The 22,758-nt window shown below is 35.2% G+C and carries 13 protein-coding genes; 2 read left to right on the plus strand and 11 right to left on the minus strand.

All coding sequences use genetic code 11. The features are described 5' to 3' along the window. The first annotated feature begins 24 nt into the window (after nt 1-24). The gene (locus DMB71_RS06250) at nt 25-4,587 is read left to right on the plus strand and encodes an Ig-like domain-containing protein (protein WP_111364595.1); all 4,563 of its coding nucleotides are present in this window, start codon (nt 25-27) and stop codon (nt 4,585-4,587) included. Nucleotides 4,588-5,074: 487 nt separating this feature from the next. Next, entirely contained in the window at nt 5,075-5,731 is a 657-nt protein-coding gene (locus tag DMB71_RS06255) for an outer membrane beta-barrel protein (protein WP_111364597.1), read from the plus strand. Nucleotides 5,732-5,884: 153 nt separating this feature from the next. On the opposite strand, the gene DMB71_RS06260 is transcribed toward DMB71_RS06255, so the two are convergent. The 11 genes from DMB71_RS06260 to DMB71_RS06310 form a co-directional block, all read right to left on the minus strand. Continuing rightward, nucleotides 5,885-7,888, minus strand: a complete 2,004-nt coding sequence (locus DMB71_RS06260; RefSeq protein WP_111364599.1) for a RagB/SusD family nutrient uptake outer membrane protein — start codon at nt 7,886-7,888, stop codon at nt 5,885-5,887. A 12-nt stretch (nt 7,889-7,900) separates the two neighbouring features. Beyond that, nucleotides 7,901-11,464 carry a SusC/RagA family TonB-linked outer membrane protein gene (locus tag DMB71_RS06265; RefSeq protein ID WP_239452938.1) on the minus strand — a complete coding sequence of 1,188 codons (3,564 nt, stop codon included), beginning with the start codon at nt 11,462-11,464 and terminating at the stop codon, nt 7,901-7,903. A 187-nt stretch (nt 11,465-11,651) separates the two neighbouring features. Further along, nucleotides 11,652-12,110, minus strand: coding sequence for an RNA methyltransferase (locus DMB71_RS06270; protein WP_111364601.1), 459 nt, complete (start codon nt 12,108-12,110; stop codon nt 11,652-11,654). Nucleotides 12,111-12,249: 139 nt separating this feature from the next. Next, the gene (locus DMB71_RS06275; protein ID WP_111364603.1) at nt 12,250-13,362 is read right to left on the minus strand and encodes a hypothetical protein; all 1,113 of its coding nucleotides are present in this window, start codon (nt 13,360-13,362) and stop codon (nt 12,250-12,252) included. A gap of 63 nt (nt 13,363-13,425) precedes the next feature. Beyond that, on the minus strand, nt 13,426-17,307 hold the full coding sequence (locus tag DMB71_RS06280) for an eCIS core domain-containing protein (protein ID WP_111364605.1): 3,882 nt from the start codon (nt 17,305-17,307) through the stop codon (nt 13,426-13,428). Nucleotides 17,308-17,500: 193 nt separating this feature from the next. Further along, complete coding sequence (locus DMB71_RS06285) at nt 17,501-17,863, minus strand: hypothetical protein (protein WP_111364607.1); 363 nt, start codon at nt 17,861-17,863, stop codon at nt 17,501-17,503. Nucleotides 17,864-17,934: 71 nt separating this feature from the next. Next, on the minus strand, nt 17,935-19,053 hold the full coding sequence (locus DMB71_RS06290; protein WP_111364609.1) for a DNA/RNA non-specific endonuclease: 1,119 nt from the start codon (nt 19,051-19,053) through the stop codon (nt 17,935-17,937). 3 nt (nt 19,054-19,056) lie between these two features. After that, a complete protein-coding gene (locus DMB71_RS06295; RefSeq protein WP_111364611.1) occupies nt 19,057-19,821 on the minus strand; it encodes a GH-E family nuclease in 765 nt (254 codons plus the stop codon). Nucleotides 19,822-19,849: 28 nt separating this feature from the next. Next, nucleotides 19,850-20,425: a hypothetical protein gene (locus DMB71_RS06300; RefSeq protein WP_111364613.1), complete on the minus strand. Its 576-nt coding sequence runs from the start codon at nt 20,423-20,425 to the stop codon at nt 19,850-19,852. Between the two features lie 6 nt (nt 20,426-20,431). After that, nucleotides 20,432-21,799: an ATP-binding protein gene (locus tag DMB71_RS06305; RefSeq protein WP_111364615.1), complete on the minus strand. Its 1,368-nt coding sequence runs from the start codon at nt 21,797-21,799 to the stop codon at nt 20,432-20,434. Continuing rightward, on the minus strand, nt 21,789-22,712 hold the full coding sequence (locus DMB71_RS06310; protein WP_111364616.1) for a hypothetical protein: 924 nt from the start codon (nt 22,710-22,712) through the stop codon (nt 21,789-21,791). The genes DMB71_RS06305 and DMB71_RS06310 overlap by 11 nt, the downstream gene beginning before the upstream one ends. Nucleotides 22,713-22,758 lie beyond the last annotated feature (46 nt).

Raw genomic sequence — 22,758 nt, forward strand, 5'->3', positions numbered from 1 at the left:
TTAGGCTAATTAAAAGCAAAAAAAATGAAAAATAACAAACTCTTAGTTGTAATAATACTAGTTGGATTTCTAAGTTTTGGAATGAAATACAATACTATTATTAAGAAAAATTTTGTTGCTCCTATAGTTGAAAGTTTTGTAAAAGCTGAACAAACTTTTATTGATGAAAAAAAAGAAAATAAAGTTGAAAAAGCTGTAATTAACACAAACCAAACTAGCACATCTGCTGTCGCTGCTGCGGTTTCTGTAACAAACGCTGTAGTCGTAAATGGAGGTGGAAATGCTCAGCCTGGCTCTCAGCTTGATTTTACTGTAACTATAACTAATACAGGTATAGATGATGCTTTAGGAGTGAATTTTCAGGATATTTTGGATTCTAATCTAACCTTAATTCCAAACTCTTTTAAAGCAACGCCAATAGCAAACAATAATTCTTATTCCTGTATTGGAAATGTTGGAATTAATGTAGATGCAGCAGGAGGTGTTTTAGCAAATGATGTCAGCCCTGATGGGACTGCTTTATCGGCTTCTATATTAACAGGAGCAACAAACGGAACTGCAATTCTAAATGCAAACGGTTCTTTTACTTATAATCCAAATGCTGGATATTCTGGATCTGATAGTTTTACCTATACTCTAACGTCAGCCAATGGTAAAACTGCAACTGCAACTGTAAATATAACGGTAACAACTCCTATAATCTTTGTTAATAGTGCAGCGGCAACAGCAGGAAACGGAACTTTAGCTACACCTTATAAAGCCTTAAATAGTATTACTGGCAGCACTGCATATCCTATTTTTATCTATACGGGTACAGTTACGGGACTATTAACATTAAATGATAATCAAAAAGTAATTGGACAAGGGGCAACTGCGAGTCTGACTTCTATATTAGGCCTTACTTTACCAGCCTATAGTAACACTTTGCCTTCTACAGGTGGAACAAATCCTACTATTGCCGGTGTCAATTTAAAAGCAAATAATGATATTCAAGCTGTTGCGTTAACAGGAACTTTATCTGGTACGGCTGTTGGAGCTTTAAAAGTAAGGAATACTACTATTAACACAACAAATGCACAGGCCGTTAATATTACCAGCGGTGGTGCTTTAGATTGCATTTTTACCAGTATTTCTGCTAGTGGAGTATCTAAAGGAATTTCAATAAGTGGCACATTAGGAAGTTTTCAGGTTACTGGAACAGGATCTACTGCGGGATCTGGCGGAACAATACAAAATATATCTTTAAGAGGCGTTGAGTTTATATCATGTGCCAATGTAACGCTTAAAAACATGAACTTTACTAATGCAAATAATTCTAGCACTGTAATTAGCGATCCTGAAGATGATAATACAAATTCTTATGCCGCACTGCATTTTAAAACTATCTCTGGAGGTGTTAATTTAGATAATATTGTTGTAACGGGTACTACAAACTCTGTCGGAATCAATTTAAATGATGTTAATAATTTCGTTTTGGCTAATAGTACAATTACAGGCTGCGGAAGTGCAAATGGAATGAATGTAAATGTTGGAGGAATATTTGCATTAAATTTAAAAGGGACCTGCTCGATTACAAACACAAATGTTAATGATTCTTGGGGAAGAGGCTTTTTTGGATTTAATGGTCAGCTTTCTCAAAATCCTACGCTTAATTTGACAGTAACTGGCTGCCAATTTAAAAACTCTTTTAATAAATCAAACGGAGACAGTAATTTTATTTTTCAAGCTAAAGGAACTACAAACAATACATTAGTTTTTAAAAAGAATGATTTTTCTAATTCAAAAACTACTGGTCTAGCATTGAATTTTAGCGGATCTTCTGTAAATACTGTTCAAATTGGGGGAAATAATGCTTCTACGGATGCTAATATTATAAATGCCGCAATTACAAGTCCGGGAAGCAATGGTTTGTCTTTACAGGTAAGCGGTGGCGCAACTTTGAACTACAATATTATAAATAATACATTAAAATCAAGTTATAACGGCCTTTTTGCATGCAATGTTGGAAATCAAGGCTCGGGAACTATAAAAGGACGTATAAATAATAATATTATCGATGGTGGAGGCTCGAGTTCTTCTAGTAACGGCATTAGCGTTGCTGCTTATGGAAATGCTAAGCATATCACCGAAATATCTAATAATGTAATTACAAATGCCGCCAATTACGGAATTTTTTCTGAAGCAAATGATAATGCCGTATTAAGTACAGGAAGAATTGATGCTTCTATTACTAATAATAACATTAGTGTTATAAATAATGCTTACACTCATATAGGAGTAGTTGCCTATGCTGATAATACTGCTAGCACAATGATTAGTGCTGCAAAGGTTACCGGCAATATAGTTAACTCTGCAAGCGGATTGGCAGCTGGAAATTTTGATGTGCTCTCTCAAGGGCCAAATTGTTCGGTAATTTTGCAGGGCAGTCCGGGCTATGTTTCAGGTAGCGGAAACAGAAGCGCCGCTTTAACAGCTTTCTGGAATAGTAACAATCCTAATACTCCAACTGGGGTAGGAATGGATGAAGGAGGTACTGGAACTATAATTTCAGGAACTGTCACTATTCCTGATAATGGAAGCGCTTCAAAAATGACTATTCAAAAAGAAATAGCACAAGAAGAAACAACTACTCCTGCAGCAGAATCTGTGAATGGTAATATCACTAATAATTCAGTATCAGCTAAAACTGTAGCAGTAAATGCGGCTAATGAGACGCTTACTGCCGGACCATTTACTTTAGCAGCCGGAAAAAGCACTGTGATTACTTTTAGTGCGACAATTAATGCTGCGGGTACGTTACCTCAAAATACCTGTTCAGTTACAAATCAGGCAACTGTTAGCGGTACTAATTTTACAACTGTAAATTCTAATATTACCACAACATCAATTAAACCAGGAAGCGCAACAGTTACTGCAGATACGCAAAATATTCCTTGTTTAGGAAGCACATCTGTTACTTTAAACGCTTCTTGTCCGCTTGGTACAACTGCTACATGGTATACAGCCATGGCTGGAGGAACAAGTTTTGCAACAGGAAATTCAGTTTCTGCGACCCCTACAGAAAATAATACTACTTATTGTGTTGCTTGTGAAACAGCTTATTGTGCAAGCGACAGAGTTCTGGTAAAGACTGTAACAGGAACTCCCTCAACAGCGTCAGCGCCAGTAACAGTAAATGCTTGTGATTCTTATACTTGGAATGCAAATCAAACAACCTATACAGCTTCTGGAACATACACAACTATTATTGGATGTGATACTAAAACTCTAAATTTAACTATTACTCCATCTACAGCTTCTGCACCTGAAACAATAACTGCATGTGATTCTTACACATGGAGTGCAAATGGAACAGTTTATACATCTTCGGGAACATATAGTGCAGTTGTTGGATGTGATACTAAAACTCTAAATTTAACAATCACTCCTTCAACTTCCTCTCCAACTGAAACTATTTCCAGATGTGATTCTTATAAATGGCCTGTAAATGGTACAACTTATACAACATCAGGAACTTATACTCATAAAATAGGATGTGACACTAAAACTTTAGCATTAACGATAACTAATTCTACAAGTTCCACACAAACTGAAACCGCTTGTGACAGTTATACTTGGCCAGTAAATGGCACTAAGTATACCGCTTCTGGAGTTTATACTTATTCTTCGGGATGCGATACGAAGACTTTGGTGTTAACGATCACTAATTCTACAAGCTCTACACAGACTGAAACTGCTTGCGACAGTTATACTTGGCCTGTAAATGGCACCAAATATACCAGTTCAGGAACTTATGCTTATTCTTCAGGATGTGACACTAAAACTTTAGCATTAACGATCACTAATTCTACAAGTTCAACACAAACTGAAACTGCTTGTGATAGCTATAAGTGGCCAGTAAATGGCATTACTTATACAGCTTCAGGGAATTACACTTATTCTTCAGGATGTGACACTAAAACTTTAGCATTAACGATCACTAATTCTACAAGTTCGACACAAACTGAAACTGCTTGTGATAGCTATAAGTGGCCAGTAAATGGCATTACTTATACAGCTTCAGGGAATTACACTTATTCTTCAGGATGTGACACTAAAACTTTAGCATTAACTATTAACAATTCTTCTGCAATTCTAAAAACAATAACATTAAATTCTGGAATTTTAACATCGGATCATTCTGGAGCCATTTATCAATGGTATAAATGTCCTAACACAATAATGGCGAATGAAACAAATCAATCATTTACACCATCTGCAGTTGGAGACTATAAAGTTGAGATTACCGTTGCAGGCTGTACAATTGTTTCTGACTGTATTACTGTAAGCACTTTGGGACTTGACGATTTTAAAGTATCCGACTTTAAAATGTACCCTGTTCCAAGCAAGGGAATTTTAAATATCATTACTAAATACAATGGAAATTACACCATAATAGACGCAGCTGGAAAAATTATAAAATCAGTAAATCTAGATGCAGATATTCTAAATACAATTCACTTGGAAAATCTTACAGATGGGGTTTATTTAATTAAAAAAACAGATCGCAATTCATTTAAAGCTCAGAAATTTATTTTGAAAAAATAAGGTGATCTATCAGATTTGCGAGGGTAATTGCTCCACCTAACATTTTTGGGAAATCAGAGATTTATAATAAGATCGTGAAAAAAATAAAACAGCCTTTGGGCTGTTTTTTTATTTATAATCTTTCTTATGCAAGCTTCATATCAATAAGCTTGAGATTTTTTCTATTCTTTATTTTGGCCAGTAAGGAAGAAGTTGCTTATAAAGATTCATTTATTTAAAAGGGGAGAGTTAGTTGTAAACCAACAAATTTATGTTTGAAGGGATTTTTATTTTGAAATAACATATATGTTTTTTAAGAAAAATTATATAATGTGGTTTCATTTTATAATTTGAAACATAATTGGCTTAGTATTTTAGCTGAAAATCAATTATGTAGGATAACTTTGGTGAGAAATAAGCCACTAATGCAAACTCTAATTAATTTTTGATTAAGCTGACGAGGCTTGAGAATAATAAATCCCTTTATTACAAACTAAAATTAAAAATTATGAAAAAGTATCATTTATTAATTGTCTTTTTTTTCTTTTCACTGGTGATATCAGCACAAAGCAGCCAGTCATTTTTGCTTAATCTGTACGGAGGGTATACTTTTTCCGACAGAGTAGATTTCGATTCCTCTTATGCAAAGGTAGAAGATGGTTTTGAGTATGGAATAGGTTTCGAATATTTTATAATGGACAATGCTTCGGTAGAATTAAAGTATAACAGACTGGATACACATATGCCTTTGTATACAAAAGTTCTTTTACCTAATAATGGAAACCCTATTCCTGCAGGGACTCAGCTTAATGCTGGAGATGATAAAGGCGCCATTAATTACATTTTAGCAGATTACACTTATTATTTTGGTTCAAGCTCTCAGAAAGCGCTTCCATTTCTTGGCGCAGGTCTAGGGGTGTCAATTCTTGAGACGCCTAGAAGTGGCAATGGAACTTACTTTGCATGGGAGATTAAGGGCGGTGTGAAAGTAAAAACCGATTCGCCAATATCGATTAATCTTCATGCTTATCTGCAGTCTATGTCAGCAGCTGTCGGATATGACTATTACTGGGATTACTATTGGGGTCCAGTAGCAGTAACCGATTATGCATCAACATTTCAGTTTGGGCTTGGCGCTACGTTAAGCTACGATTTTAGCAAATGATAATCACATATAAAACATTTAACTAAAAGAAAAGGCCAAAAAATGTTTATTAATAGCATTTTTTGGCCTTTTTTATTAAGCGCTTTAAAGTTACTTTCTTATAAAAGAAACTATTCGCTTTTTCTTTTCAGTATTAAACCGATAGAATGAAGATTAGATTTTGCTTTCGTCTTCAACAGCATCCTGCCATTTGTCCCAAACTTTTACACCTGCATCATATCCATCATATCCAAAATTCTGGCTTAACTGGCCTTTAATATTAGGCTCTATAGCAAGTCTGTATGGAATTGGCCAATAGTTATTGCGTTTGTCCATAGAATAAAACTTCACACCTGGTTTTAGAGAAATTCCTGCCGGATATTTGTTGTACAGTGTGTAGTGAACAATACGTTGCCACCAGTAGCTTCCGCCAGTTGCATCTTTTCCTGATTGTTTATCCCAAGTGTCTTTGCTGTAAGTGTTTCCCCATTCATCTGCTTTTCCGCTTAGAGCCAGACAGTGAGAGATACGTTTCAACTCTACATTTCTCCATTCTTCCATATAAAGTTCTCTTCCTCTTTCTGCACAAATATCACCAATAGTTACTGTAGTATACATTCTTGAGGCTTTAGCTCTAGCTCTAACCACATTTACATCTTGAGCGGCTCCAGAAACATTGCCTTGATAGAAACGTGCTTCAGCACGCAATAGATAAGTTTCTGCTAAACGATAGATATACATGTGTGCACTTGCTCCTGCAGTAGCTCCTTGAAAGTCATTTGCTGCTGGATTTGCTTCAGCCACAACGTCATGATAAAAGATTTTATAATGCGGAAAATCAAACCAATCGCGAATAGAATCTTGAGCTAATAGTTTGCCTGCAGCATCTTTCATTCTGAAATTTTGACCTGCCCATGTAGCACTTCCGCCTGCACCAGGAGCATATTTCAAATCTTCCATGTTTACCCAGTTGCCAACTGTACTGTTATGTCTAAGGTCTACTTTGTCCTCAACGCCATTTACAACCCACATAGGATGTTGTGAATAATAAGAACCGCTGATTGTACCAATTCCACGTCCAATTGCTCTTTGATAATCATATTTTGCATTATAATTTGTTTTATCAGTCAATGGGAAACGAGGCGCCGCTGTTTTTCCGTCAGGAGTAATTAGATTGGCATCATTCCAGTTTGGACCAAAAATTCTCATAGATGAAAATGCTAAAAATGATTGTGCTCCTCCATTTGGTGCTACTAAAATAGCTTCAGTATTAGCAGCAATCACTTTGTTTTCAGGTCTATGCAAATCCCAGATTACATTTCTTGTAATTGGCCATGCTGTAGGATTTCCTCCTGGATCAAAAATTCCTAAATTTCCTTGTACCAAAGAGTAGCCAGATTGATTAATCAAAATATTAGCTTGCGCTTCAGCTTCAGCAAATTTACCAGATGCCAAATAGCACTTAATTAGTAACTGACGACAAGCACCTTTGCTCACCATTCCAACATATCCAATTTTTGCCTGTTCTGGAACCCATTCTACAGCTTTTTCCATATCTGCCGTAATCATTTCTATGATGGCTTCTTTTTTAGTAGAATAATAACTTTGTTTTGGAACTTCCAGAATTTTAGTAATCAATGGTATGTCTCCAAATTGATATACTAGATTAAGATAACGATATGCTCTGTGAAAATAGGCTTGACCAATATATTTGCGTTTAACCTCTTCTGATAAAGTTGTTACTTTGTCAATATAAGTCAATACAGTATTCGCGTTTTTAATACCTGTGTAGGCTTCTGTCCACATAAACCCAAGATAAATATGTTCTCCACCAGCATCTCTTCTAAAATCTCCAGTAGGAACAATGGTATTGGCGTAATCGGCAATATTGCTACCCGTGTCTGTTTTTCCATATTGTGCCATATCAGAGAAAAGATACTCAGTACCAATTGGCACGCTAACACCAGAATAGCCAAAGTGAATATAGTTATTACGAAGCTGTTTATCACAAAGTGCTAAAGTTGCCTGCAATCCAGCTTCTGTAGAAAATGTAGTTTCTGGTTCGTAGAACGAAAGCGGGTCTGCTTCGAGAAAATCTTTTGAACAAGAAACAGAAAGCACTGCCAATGCTACAAAAGGTATTAGTCTTGAAATGCTATTTTTTATATATTTTTTCATTGTTGTGTAATTTTAAAGTTGGAAATTAAAACCTAAATTAAACTGTCTCGTAGCCAGCCCGCCTGTTTCTGGATCTCCAAAATATTTCCATTCTTTAGAAGCAGCCCATGTTGCTACGTTTTGAACTGAAGCATAAATTTTTATGTTTTTAATGCGCACTTTATCCATAAGATCTCTTGGAAGCGTATAGGCTACAGAAATATTGTCTAGACGAATAAAAGTACGGTCATACAATCTTCCCGGAGCAACAGGAGTTCCCGCAGGCCCTTTAGCATCAAGACGAGCCCAATCGTTAGTTGGATTATCCAATGTCCAATATGGATTTACGTATGGATTGAAGTTAAACTTGTATAAACTGGCATCATTGAATGTATTCATATAATTTGAATTAAGCGATTTGCCTCCCATATTAGCATACATGCTAATGCCTAAATCCCAATTTCTGTAAATCTTAAAGTCATTACGCAACATCCATTGTACTGGCGGATTTGAATTACCTAAAAACTGTTTGTCTTTTTCATTATAAACTGCTTTTTTATAAGGTTTTCCATCAGCATCTACAGCATCTACATCATCTGCCGTATAGCTGTTAGCCACTTTTGGATCTCCTGGACGTTGTCCATATTTCTGAGCTTCTTTCCATTCATCTTTCTGCCAGATTCCAGTTACTTTGTAATCCCAGATTTGTGTAATTGGTCTTCCTATAAACCATCCATTAGCAGAATCGTCACCTTCTTTTTTCCCAATAACATTACCATTAGCATCTTTAATATCAACCATGTTGCCATACAATGACACAATTTTGTTCTCGTTATAAGAGATACCAAATGAAGTACGCCATTCAAAATTTGGCTTTTTCATATTTAGAGTATTTAGGCTCAATTCGACACCTTGATTTTGAATTTCTCCAAGATTAGTAGCAATTGTCGAAAAACCAGTAAAACCAGGCAAAGATTGACTCATGATCATATCGTGAGTAGATGATCTGTAGAAATCTAATGTAGCAGTGATGCGATCCTGTAAGAAACCTAAATCAAGACCAATGTTTGTTGACGTTGTTTTTTCCCATTCCAAATTTGGATTTGCCATACGGTCAAGCGCAAGATATTTTATTTCAAGCGCTTTACCTGAACCATCTAGATACCCCATTGTTCCTGTATTTACCAAGTTTGCTAAAGAAACGTACGGATCTACAAGCGTTCTGTTTCCATTTTGCCCCCAAGACAAACGCAATTTACCTGTGCTCATAGGCTCCCAGTTAAACCATTTCTCATTTTTAAAATTCCATGCAACTCCAAAAGAAGGGAAAACTGCGTACGGATTTGAAGCTCCAAATGCTGAATATCCATCTCGACGTACAGTTGCCGTAAGCATATAGCGATTATCAAACGAATAGAAAAGCCTAGCCATCAATGCATCTGCAGTTTCATGTGTGTCATTTGATCTCAATGCACTATTTGCCATTGTTGCCGTATTAACAAGGTGAAAACCTAAAGCGTCTGATGGCTGAATATTATAAGCGTCCATTCCGTCAGACCAGAAACGACGTTCTTCTGCTTCTTGAACAAAAGTGGCAATAAAGTGATGCTTTTGAGCAATTGTGTAATCCCACGTGATGGTATTATTCAAGTTATAATCAAATCTTGTTGAATTATTTCTATTTACCCCTGTAGTGGCTGCTGGCCAGTTTGGATTCTGTGTTGATCTAAAATAGCGATCATGAAAAAATTGATAACGGGGAGCAATATTGAATGCATAGGTGATACCTAATGGCAGACTTACTTTGGCATTGAAAATAGTATTCAATGTAGTATATCCCGTCTCTTTATCAATAAATTGACGCTCGTAATAGTAGTTATAATTTTGTCCGGAAACATTTTTACCCATAGGCTGTCTCTCATAATTGCCATTTGCATCAATGAAGGTTCCAAACGGACTCGTTCTCATCATGTTATTGTCTCCAGCATTTGTACCTAAAGAAGGCGTAACATCTCCATCTGATCGATCTTGGAAATTAACATTTACTCCAAGATCAAGCCAATCTGTAACTTTGGCGTCAACTTTCATGTTAGAGCGAGCCGACTTATAATCATTTCCAACAATTGCTCCCTCAGAATTTAAATAACCAAAAGAAACATAGTAGTTTACTCTTTCTGCAGCTCCAGAAATACTCAAATTATTATCGTGATTTATGCCTGTTCTAAAAGAGCTGTCACTCCAATCATGTGTTTTGTTGGCTAAGAAATTTGCCATTAGCGAAGGATCAAAATTTAGTCCTAAGCGATTTCCCCAAACTTCTTTACTGCTTTTTCCATTTGTTTGAGAAGCAGGCTGATAGGCTAACCATTGTGCTTCTGTAATACCCCATTTAGATAAATCATTTGGATTTGAAAAATAGCCAGGTTTTCCATTAGCCACTGTTCCGGCTATAAACGCTTCGTACTGTCCTGTTGCGGTGTTGACACCATACGTTTGAGCAGTTTCCCAATCTTCACGGTATTTTAAGTAACCCTCAGGAGAATACACTTTACGATAAGCACTTTTATTACTGATGGTTGTGTTGGTCGTAAAATTGATCATAGGTTTACCAGTTTTACCTTTTTTAGTTGAGATAAGAATTACCCCAGCTGCGGCTCTCGATCCGTAAACAGATGATGCTGAAGCATCTTTTAGGATATCAAGCTGGGCAATATCGTCAGGATTGATTTCTGACAGTTCACCATAAAACTGCATTCCGTCTAGAATAATAAGCGGTTCATTATGAGGCCCACTTTTATCGTCCTTATTCGTACTGGCGGTATAGACAGAAGTTTGTCCTCGAATTTGTATCTTTCCGCCTCCTTTTGCAGAAGGATCGTAACCTACTCGTACACCAGGAGTACCTCTTAAGATATCCTGAACAGTTTGCGGATTTTGGTTAACTAATCTATCAGGAGAAACCTGAACAACAGCTCCTGTTAAATCTTTTTTCTTCATTTTGCCGTATCCTACAACTACAACTTCTTCTAATGAAGCTGTTGCTCTCTGCATTTTTACATTTACAATAGTTTTTCCTTTTATGGAAACTTCAGTATTGGTATAACCTATGAAAGAGAATACTAATACAGCATTTTCATTTTCTACTTTTAAAGAAAATTTTCCGTCAAAATCTGTTAAGGCAGCATTTTTACTTCCTTTTTCTACAATAGTAACACCTGGTAGAGGCATACCAGTTTCATCATTGACTTGTCCAGTGATGGTTTTTTGTTGTTGTACATTTTGCGATTTCGCCGCACCTTTTGAACTAAGAGCATATCCGTGGACTTGAGATAAAGAAAACAAAACGCAGCATAACATCAATTTTGTTTTCAAACTAAATCCAGATACCCCATTAGGACCCATTTTAATCCTGATAAAATTTGTCATTTTGGTTGGTAATTTGGTTAATTGAATAGTTAGTTTTGGAAATTCCTGAAGACATAATTTCTTGTGGAGGTCTTCAGTAGTTTCGTGTGCAAAATTGACTAATAATGATTTTTGGAAGGAGAAATAAAATACATTTTTGGGTGCAATAAAGTCCTGAAAATGTATTTTCATGGTTTTTTTACCAATAAAAAATATTTTCTGTAAAAAAAATATTAAAAAAATGAGAATAAGGCGTTTTACAGATGGGAGGGAAGTATAGAAAGAAGTTCTGGAGTTTGTTTAATTGATTATTGCTTTGGTAACAACTTGTAACCAGTTTAAAGAAGAAATAATTATTCTTTGACTTTTGCTTAACTTTTTAAGAACGTGGTTTGGCCAAATTTCTATCGTACATAACAATAGTTCCCGCTACGGCTACATTCAAGCTTTTTTCTGATTTAAACTTTACTAAATGATGGCATTTTTCCATTACTTTTTTAGATAAGCCATGATCTTCTGCGCCCAATATATAAACGCAGCGTCTAGGATGTTCGAAGGTTTCCAGATCAGCAGCTTTTTCAGATAATTCGACGCCAACTAATCTTGCACCTTTTGGTAAATTTTCGAAAAAAGCTTCGAAAGTATCGTAATGAAAATAAGGAATTGCTTTTACTGCATCGTGAGTATCACAAGCTTGTTTGGCATATCGGTTTCCAATGGTAAATATAAAAGTTGCACCTAAGTTTTGTGCCGATCTCCATAAAACCCCTAAGTTTTCTGGTGTTTTACCATTTTGTATTCCTATACCGAAGTATTCATTTATAAAATTATCATTCATAACGGCAAAAGTACAAACTGTATGCAGATAAATCAATATTTTGTTAGTGTCGTTGAATAGTAAAATCTAAAAGCAAAAAGAGTTAATATATTTCAAGTATATTAACTCTTTTAAATTAGTTTAAAAAAAATGACATCTTTTAGCCTTTTTTGTAATATTTTAGGACAACATCATTTAATGGGTTTGGTATTAAAGCGTTTACCGTCAAAGGAACATTTTTGCAATCTTTGTCCCAATGCGTAAAATCTCCATTATCAAAATTAATGGTACACATTATATCTCCGCCTTGGTTGCGTGTACCATGGGAACCGTCAGAAGTTCCAGGAATCCAAACTTTATCGGCAAACTGAAAAAAGCATATGCCTAATAGAATGTTCGGTTTTTTAGCGCCATATTCTATACTTCCTGCCAATTGTCCATCTGCTACTTGCTGGTAATTTGGCTTTGTCCTATCATGGCCAATTTCTGTAAACAAAATAGGTTTTTGATATTTTTCGTATGCTATATCAACATAACCTTTGCCAGATCCTTCTGCATTTTCAAATAGATAGATACGATCGTTATAAGTTTGTGGAGCAAGAAATAGGCGTTTGTTTAAGTTTTTAGCCGTCACTTTATTCAAAGCATCAAATAATGGGTCCCAAAAGCCAAAACAAGGATATTTTCCGCCATAAGTAGCAAAATCAACAGGATGTCCAATCATTAATTCTCTATAGTTTGGATATTGTGATGCTTCAATGTTTGCCCAAGATGTTGTGAAATCGATGCAGTTTTGAGCGCTAAAACCGCTAATTCTAGGTTCGTTTCCAATAACAATTCCAGCAATTGCACTATGGTAATCTGTTTTTTGTGCATTAGAAAAGGAATTTATTAACTTCGGAATTTGTTCATCTCTAGCATTTAAACCTTCATCGGGTTTAACAAAGTAATTAGAAACCGATACCAATACTTTTATATTAAATGAATTGCAGTAATCTAAAAAGTTTAAATGATTGTTTCTTGGTTCCCAATCGTACAATCTGATAAGTGTAACGCCCATATCAGCCAATGTCTGAATATCATTACGAGCTTTATTAGGACCGTTAAGATCACAATGACTTCCACTTAAAGAAGTATATTCTTTTCCCCAAGCGGGAGTCATACAATCGTAAGCAACATCACTTCCAAAGAAGATATAAGTATGATTTGCGATTGATGGATTATATCCCTGAGGATATGGTGCATAACACATTCCGTTGAAATTTGCATTCATAATGGTTGTTTTTTAGTTATTAATTATGTCATTTATTTAAAAGTTAAAATTTGAATTCATTCATTATTGCATTGATTCTAATATATCAGTATATAAAAACAGTGCGTCACTAAGCGAACTTGATTTTTTTAATGAATAATTAAAAAGATGTTCATCAATAACATGACTATTTCCAAGCTCTTTTTGTATGGCTATTTTTAAATTGTTTTTCATTTCGGGTGTTATCTTTTTTTTGACTACTAATTGCCAATGTATGCCTACATGATTCGCAAATATTTCGGTGCTTGGGGCTACAGTGCCTAATTGAGGCAGCTGGACAACGGGTGCAATGTTGCCCTGAGCGCTACTGCTAGCACTACTTTTTTTTGCTTTTACTTTTTTTGGTGGAAATTTTTTTTCTGTTCGTCGGGCTATATTGATTAAGCTACGCATTCTTGGCCCAAGTCCAGGCTCGTTTCCAAAAACTGCTGCAGAGATCAGAGTTTCGAGAGACGTATCATCTATATTTTGAGCAATAAGTCCCCTTAGCACTTTCGTTCTGGTAGAATCATGATGGTCTATATCTTGACTCAGTTGACCACTTAAAATAGAACGGGCAGTATCTAATGTGTGAATTAAACAATCACCACTTCCAGAATTTTGAATAATGTGATATTCTTCAGGATCAACTTGACCTTCTAGTATGGTAAGACCAATTCCGAGTTGAGTGGCTAAGGTGTGTCCTTCCCCTTCGGTTAAATAGGCACTGCTTGTAGCCACATCTTGAGAATAGGCTTCTTTGAATAACGGAATTGCTTCAGGATTTATAGCAACATCGCCAATAGGGTCATAATACCACAGATCTGGTGTCTCCATTTCATCTTGTCGACCTTCAGGTCTATTGTCTCTTTTTTCAGATCCCGTTCTTTTTTCTTTAGAGTCTTTTTTAATATCTCTATTTTTTCTTTTTTTAGAATCTTTTCTTTCATCTCCAGAAGAATAGCCATCATCATCGCTATCTGAAGAATCTGATATTGTAGAGGCTGTTTTTCCTTTTTTAATATCTAATCTTTGCCAAGAGTAAGATTTCATTTCTTTTTTGAAAAATCTCCTTATTTCATTAGAAATACTACTTCTTGGAAATTTTTTCTGAAGATCAGCAAAAAATCCTTGAACTACTTCATGGCCATCTTTTTGATCAGTTTTATGCGCCCAATGTATCAAACCATGCGGATTCATGTTTTGTCCGCCTTCCTGTTGTTTTATTCCTGATACTCTAGTAACTAATAAAGTTGAAGCTTTGGTACTTTTCCATTTAAGATATACTTGTTCCTGCTCTTTGGAGGTAGAGGATGTTAAATCGACTACCCATACGCTTTTTTTGCTCTTAGTTAATTTAGCCAGTTCGCTATTGAAACTAATTTTGATTGTAGAAGACTGCGTAATATTTGGATTAATGTCCAACATTATAATGTCTTTTGGTTTATAGCCTTTAATTCCAGAACCATGCATTATATCTATTACATCGTGATCTTCATAATAAACCGAACTGTCTCCAGGAATCATTGCTTTCATTACAGATTTATTTGGTTTACCTCTTTGAGCAATTTCTTCCTCAAGTTCTTTTATTTTGGCCGCTATTTTTTCCAAATCCTGATCAGATAAAGATTTTCTGTTTGCTTTCTTATTTTTATGCTGCCTTTTTAGTTTTGTTCTTTCTGCTTTTAGAGAAACACGATCGTCTTCAGTTAATAATTGTGATAATGCTGCCATTCCAGAAGGAACTACAACTTTGCCGGTTTTTATATTTATTGGCTTTTGATTGTCTGCTATCTCATCTTCATAATCACTACTACTAACGGGATCATCATCAAAATCAACGTCGTCTTTTAGAGTGCTCAGTATGTGCTGAAAAATTGCAATTCTTTCTTCTAGTAGCTCATCACCAATTTCATCTCTTTCTTGTACACGCTTGTCATAGTCAGGGTCTAAATTTGGACTAGATATGCCTGTAATTTTACCATGAATGTTGGTATTGATGTTTGCATGAAGTTTTAATTTTTTACTCTGTTTAAAAATTTTCCTTGCCATTTGCCCCAAGGTAGCATCTTGCTCGGCAAAGAACATTATGTTATCATGATTGCGTTCTAGAACCTGTCCAATCATGCTTAAACCTTTTGATCCAGTTTCTATCTGGGTAAAAACAAGATGTTTAAGAAGTGTTTTCTTTTTATTATAACTTTTCATCAAAGTAGATGGGCTAACTTCTTTTGTTTTTTTTCCAGTCTTCCAATATTTATAAAGCTGGTCCGTTTTAGCTACTTTATCTTTAAATTCAAATTCAGATTCGTCTTGAATCAATTGTTGTAATTCGCTATCTATTATACTCAATGCTTTTGCAATAATTATTGAGATGTTTTTATTAATTCCAGGGCTGAGTCTGATGCTTAAATTAGGTCCGAGATCTGCCAAGGTTGCGATTTGAAATCCAAAGCTGCTTTTTTCAACTAGACGCGGTAAATTTCCGCCTCTGTTTTGATTGTATAGGCTCATTAATCTGGCTGAAAGAAGTTTTGTCATTCCTTTAGCCTGACCTGCTCTAATTTTTTTTCCTTTTAAGCTCTGTCTTTCCTGATGGTCAATTATAAATTTTCTTAATATTGGAAAATGAATGATAAGGGGAGGATAATTTCCATCGTGTATTAATTCGATATTTCCTGTGGGACTTTGAAAAAGCTCTTTGATTGATCCTGATATTTCTCTTTGAATGGTAATGTATTCATCAATACTTTTTATTTTTTTGGGTCCGCTGTCTTCTTCCTGCATGCCTACGGAAATTTCTTTGACGATTTCTGAAATTACTTCATCCAGAATTTCCGCATTAATTCCTTTAAAAAGATCGGGTAGAAGACCGAGTTTATTTTCTTTAGAACCAAATTTGTCACCAATGAGCTGAATCAGTTTATTTTTATCACTTCTGATATAACGTGGGTTTAAGCCTTCGCCAATGGCATTAAATATTCCTTGTTTTAAGATTCTTATTAATCTTTTATGTTCATCACTATCAAGATCATGCATAACTATATTATGATCGTCATTTTGTTCATCATCAAAAACAGAAGAATCATCGTCTGAACCTGAGGAATCATTATCAGAACTGGAAGATGAGTCAGAATTAGTGGATGAGTTAGAGCTAGAAGATTCACCTGAACTAGAATATTCATCTGAACTAAAAGATTTTTCGTTGTCTTCAGAATCTTCAACTTCTTCAGGATTATAAATATTGTATCTTTCATCATCAGCTGATATTCTAGCTTGTTTAAAAAATCTTCCGCTTTCGTCATACATATCATAAGTTCCATCTTCGTTTTTTTTTGCCATATATATTTTAAATGCGGGAGCAGTTACAAGCTTTCCGTCTCCATCAGGACCAATTTTGCGTTGAATAATTTTATTTGTGTTAGATGTTCCAGTTAATGAATTATTATTTTGCGAGTTCATTTGTTGAATAACATTATGAGAATTTTGTGTTAGCAAAGCTTTTTGCCCCATAATATCTGCTTCATTCTCCAAACCTTTATCATCATTCACATTCACTTTTCCCTTCATTTGCAAAGTAGGTTTTACTCTGCCTTGTTTTTGTTGTACAACGTGCCAAGCTTCGTGAGGTAGATGTTTTTCCTGTCCTGATGCTATGTGAATATCCGAACCTTGTGCATAAGCATGCGCATTGAGTTGTGCAGGTTTATCAGAGTTATAATGAACTTTTACGTCATCCATAGAATGACCAGAAAGATTTTCTATTCCAGATTTCAAATTGTCGGGTAGGCCAGTGTTATTTGCTTTTCTTTGTAAGATAGAGGCAGGGCGATTGTCCTGTAAAGCCATTGCTTTATTCTGAATGGGTTTTTCATTCAGACTGCTCGCAACAAATGACGTTTTGGCTTTTTCATAACTATTTTCCATATCATATTTTATTAGAATATTGGGAACCCATTATTAAATCTGTGAATTGGCTTTTTGTTTTATTGTGTTTTGTATGTATAAGTTTTCATTTTTTTTTAGGTTTATTCTAGTTTTTTTTGAAAATGAAGTTGCTTACTACTTAGGAGTCTAAGAAAAACTAGTGTTAACACTTAAAAAAATATCAAATTTCTTATTAGCTAGTTTTTGCGGCCGCTGCCGCTGCTGCTCTTTTTTGTTGTAAATGCTTTCTTAGTTCAGCCCTTTTTGCTTCTCTTTTTCCGTCTAGTCTTGCTCGAGCGGCTGCATGCTGTTTACTTTTTACTTGTCCATGACCTGGGTCTTTTCTATCCATCCCTGTACCTGAAGCTTTTTTAGGATGGTCTGCTAGTTGTATCACATTATTATTAGATATTCCATTTCCTATTTTTCTTTGCAAAACAGATTTTGGACGGTTATCCACAATTGCGGAATTCTTGCCATTATTTTTTTTCTGTGCTACAGCATTTGCTACAGATTGGCTTCTATTATCAGATGTTTTGTTAATGTAAGTATTCATATTTTCTTTAAATTTGGTTAATTAGTACTCTGCTAGGTTTAGTTATGGAGTTTAAAGGTTGTATTATAATTTCATAGATTAGTTTCTTTCAGTTTAGCTCCTTCTATTGTATACTGAGGAGAACCTATAGGTTGAACATGAAGGGTTTGTTTAAATTCTGTTGGAAGATTTTTAACTGTTTTTAATTGTTTTTTTACAGTTACTCTTTTAAGAATTTTCATTTTGTATTTAATTTGAGTGCCATTATTCGCACTTAGTAGATTGTTTGCTCTATTCTCAATGGTTTTATGTCGACCATTCATTGAAGAAGTAATGGGAACAATATTTTTGAAATTTCCAGAGCCCCCCAATTGATCATTAACCATGTGTCCTCCAACCCAGCTCCCTCCAAGAAATTTCTTTACCTTTTGCGCTTCCGCTCTTGGTCCTTTTTCAACACCAGTCGGCAGAGATATACTATTTATCCATCCAGAGGTATAATCGTCTATTTTATTTCTTACAGTCATTGTTTGTTTTTTTAAAGCAACCTTAGGGGGGGAAGCTTTCTTAGCATTTAGCTTAGCCTTTTTCTTTAACTTTTTAGCTTTTTGTATGATAAGAGATTTTAATTGATTGGGTTTGTTGGAATTGTTACGGGGAGACTTTTGATCTACAGAATAGTTTTTATTTTGAGATCTTAAGCTATTCTCCTTTGTTTTAGTTTGCAAAGCTTTAGCCCCCATAACATCAGCTTCCTTTTCCAAACCAATATCATCATTTATATTTACTTTGCCTTTCATTTGCAAAGTAGGTTTTACTCGTCCTTGTTTTTGTTGTACTACATGCCATGCTTCGTGAGGCAAATGTTTTTCTTGCCCAGAGGCCAAATGAATATTTGATCCTTTAGCGTAGGCATGAGCATTAAGTTGTGCAGGCTTGTCTGAGTTATAATGAACTTTTACGTCATCCATAGAATAACCGGAAAGATTTTCTATTCCTGATTTTAGATTATCGGGCAGACCAGTGTTGTTTGTTTTTCTTTGAATAGTAGTAAATGAAGAGTTGATTGCTGTTGAATTTTTAGCAAGTTTTTGCTGTACAACAGAATATTCCCGATTATTTCTTAACTGTATAGCATTGGCACTGCTGCTATTGTTTGAAGCAGTTTCAAGCGTTTTATCTTCTAATATTTTTTTGTATTGTCGTATCATTTTCTAAGCTGTTATACCTGCGCCACCAGTGCCTGGATCAGGATCGTAACGAAAATCTTTATAAAAATCTTTGTTTTCAGGTTCGTCATCTGGTGTGTGGTATCCAGATTCGTCATCTTCACTTTCATAGTCGACTTTTTTCTTTTTCTCATATTTATGACTTTCATTGCATACTTTGCAAAAAGCCCTTAGACGATCTGGATCATTGTGATCTTCTTTTATTTCTGCATCAGTTGCACCTTTGGATTTTAAATCACGTTCACGTTGCGCCCAAGTAGGATAGTGATCTAATGTTAAAGCACGCTGCTCGTGTTTATTTCCTCCCTTACTCGTATAAGCAAATTTGGTTAGCTCCAGCTTATTGCTTCCTTTTTTTGTAAAGGCGAGTGGGCGTCTACAGCCAGGACAAGTATAAATTGCATCAAAATTGCTATTTACATTGGTACGTTGATGGGCAGTCTGTTCAATAACATGGTCTCTTGTGTCATTTGGTATATGAAATCTTTTTTGTTTTTTAGCTTGCGGCGGAACATAATCACCGCTGCCATCGTCGTCACTTTCTGAGTCTTGTCTTTTTCTTTTCTTTTGATTCTTTTTTCCATTTAACTGTGTAACCGAATTATCTGATAATGTATTCTCTTGAAGTTTTTTCTGTACGATAGAATATTCCCGATTGTCTTTTAATTGAGCCGTGTTATTACAGTGAGTAGCATTCGCCGCAGCAATAGAGGATATGTTTTCGGATATTTTTTTGTGTTGTTGCGTCATTTTCTTCTGTTTTGAATTATATAACTGCTTATTCTTCCTCGTCTTTTTGATCTTTAAAAGGTGTGATTTTTACAGGACCAATTCCTCCTAGATAATTTATAGCCGAACAAAAAGGATGATTATGAATCATAGTTTTTAAATTTTCAAGGTTTTGATCGAAATAGGGGAGTTTTACCTTTTTTCCTGTAATGAGTTTTATCAAATGATCATTTTCTAAAGGATATATTTTAAATAGAGGTTTTCGTGCGGCATAAAAAAGACTTTCATCATCTGCAATAAAAGAAATTTCACCACGATTTTCTTTTAGTTTTTGTGGATTGGTTTTTAATAAATGAATAATCTTAGCCTCAATTTTACTCACCATTTCATCTATACTTTTTTCTGTAGTTTGTACGATCAAATAAAGATTTTGGCTCGTAATAAGATATCCGTTTATATAAAAGAAAATCTTGTCGTCAAAATCATTCAAAGCCATTGCGATTATGGTGTTTATATAATTGGAATCGAAGTATTTTTTCCAGTTCCCAATTTTAAGAGTCATTTTAAGGCGATGCAATTGAGGCGCAGCAACGGCAACTTTTTTTATGTTTTCGTTCTTTTTCATAATGCGTCAATTCATTTGAGTAACCATAAGAGTTTTGTTCTCTTTTTTAAATTCACGCCTAATGCCTTCCAATAAATCCTGCTGACTCACTATAGTTTCATTTTTTTGAATGGCAGCCAAAGCGCAAAATCTCAGAATGTTGATAATTGCTCCGCCAGCCAATTCATAGTTTTCGGCAATATTTTCAATATCAATGTTGGGATCAAGCTGGCATTTTCCTGAAAAGGCTTTTTCCCACAATAGCATTCTTTCTTCGGCGGTTGGCATTGTAAAATGAATCATCGATTGAAACCTTCTAGAGAAAGCATCATCCATATTTTCTTTTAAGTTAGATGCCAGAATAACGACACCAGGGAAATCTTCAATTCTTTGCAATAAATATCCCGTTTGCTGATTGGCGTGGCGATCGTTTGAAGACGAAGCATTAGTTCTCTTTCCGAAAAGAGCATCGGCTTCATCAAAAAATAAAATCCAATCTTTGTGTTGTGCGACATCAAATATTTTGGATAGATTTTTTTCGGTTTCACCAATATACTTAGAAACAATCATAGAAAGATCTACTCGATAAACTTCTCTGTTTGTGCTTTTTCCGAGTAAAGTTGCTGTAAGTGTTTTTCCTGTTCCTGGTGGACCATAAAAAAGTGTTCGATATCCGGGTTTTATTTTATTTTCAAGACCCCATTCTTTCATAAGGGTTTCTCCATGATTCAGCCAAGCATTGATTTCCATGACCTGATTCATAACATGTTCTTCGAGAACCAAATCGTCCCAATTTAAATTGGTCGAAATTTGCTGAGCTGGAAACGAAACACTATGCTCAAGCTTTGGCAAAATGCCCGTTATGAAAAAGTTTAGCCAACGCTCGTTAATCGAAAGAACCTGATTCAGAATAGGAACATTAGATTCGGTACTTTCCAAAACCAAAACCTGTTCTTTGGCAAGAATATTAGATGTGTTCAGAATATGGAGCAATTCAATTCGCAGTTCAGGATTAACAGCTGTTATCAAAAAAGAGAGTGTTTGACCAGTTGGAAGAAAACCGCTGTGATTTTTATTGACAACACCGCCAAATTCAGTAAAACCGCGATCGTACATGGCATTTTTGCTAAAGAAAATATCAAGAACTTCTGGTTTAATCTGAGGCGCTAGAATCAAAGCAAGACAAAGCCGCTCGTAGAGATTTAGATTCCATTCGGTTATTTTTTTGTAATAAACACTGTCTTCAGTATCGTCATCAGCTTCAGGAAATGGAATATCCTGCCATCGGTTTTCGTGACCTTCTTGAAGAAGATAACTGCAAATAACCTGATCGATTACCTTCTGCAGCCAGTCCATTTCATTATACAAAACGATAATATTGGAATTAGTTTCCATAAGCTCCGAATAGTTTTTCTACATCGTCCAAATTAGCGTCAGCCCATTTAAAGTATAACAAAGCCGTATTAGGATTTAACTCATTGCATTGCAGCATATCCAGATAAAAACCTTGTGCATTTTGCATAATCATCTGAGTGTTGTAATCAACATCATTATGAAAATTTGAATCAAAAAAAGAATCTGTCCAAGCGCTTACATTGTTTTCTCTTGAAATAAAATCACTAATGAAATAGGATAGTTTTTCGTCCTGAACGACTAATTTTTTAGCCTTAAAATAAGCGGGTTTTCTTTTGGTTTCCCTGTGGTAATATTCAATATCTTTTGACTGGATGGTTTTGGTTTTAGAATGCCCAAAAATATCTGTCAGACCAAAATTTTCTGCTTCGCACGCCAATTCCAATTCTGCATTAGCTTCGCCTGCTGTAGCTAGAGTAGTATTTTTGGCTGTAGCGCTTTCTGTTACTACATACAATTCTCTGAAAGAGTATAAGGTCTGCGTTAGTTTTATAATTAACTGCTGTTGGATTTCGTTCCAATTATTAATCTTTACAGATTCTGGTTCTTCGGCTTTAAAAATGAAACTTCCTTTATGGGCAAAGGCTAGTATCTGCTTGCTAAACTCAAAATCGCCTTCTATAGAACCATGCGCAAGCGATCGTCCAGAATAAGGCTTTGAAATGCCATCGCTAAAATTCCAATTGGCGTCATTTAATGCAATTACTTCGCTTATTTCAGCATCATGATGAGATATAATACCATTGCGATAAATGTTCCCTAAAAGAATGATTTCGCCATTTTTAATTTGGAAATAATCACCAGGAAAAAGACTTTTATTCAGCGGTTTTGTAGGGAGAAATCCTCCTGTTTTTAGATAAAACTGTCTGTAAAAATTCTTGTTAGTATGATCCATAACCTTAAAAAATTAGGATTAAAGTCCACTGAATGCAGGATTGAAA

The organism is Flavobacterium tistrianum, from assembly GCF_003254545.1.
Classification (GTDB): Bacteria; Bacteroidota; Bacteroidia; order Flavobacteriales; family Flavobacteriaceae; genus Flavobacterium; species Flavobacterium tistrianum.